The sequence below is a fragment of the Gilvimarinus sp. 1_MG-2023 genome (genome assembly GCF_030548285.1).
The window spans coordinates 1-273 of sequence record NZ_JAUOSC010000987.1 but is presented as its reverse complement, the minus strand read 5'-3'; the positions used below and the strand labels follow the sequence as shown (position 1 = coordinate 273).

Sequence of the window (273 nt, the reverse complement as noted above, 5' to 3'; positions counted from 1 at the left end):
ATCGAGGATCGCGAGCGCCATGTCTATCGCGTGATCCGAACCCCGGATCATATCAGCGCCGTCCGCGACTACGCCACCGGCGAGTTGATGTACACCATTCAGAGGCTCGATACCAACGAGGCCTGGCACGTCAGCCAGACGACGGCCGAAAAAGAATTCGTCCAGGGAGAAACCATCAAAAGCCTGGCCGGGGTCGTTTGTGGCCAAGCCATTAGTAGTGGCCTGGTGCACACCGGTATCTCAGCGGATCAGGTCGACCAGGATGTGGACACC

The 273-nt window shown here is 59.0% G+C and carries 1 protein-coding gene; it reads left to right on the top strand.

Annotation, left to right across the window (positions count from 1 at the left end):
• Positions 1–30: 30 nt before the first annotated feature.
• Positions 31–273, top strand: a 243-nt coding sequence (locus tag Q4563_RS19835; protein WP_303605741.1) for a hypothetical protein, incomplete at its 3' end; no start/stop codon positions are given.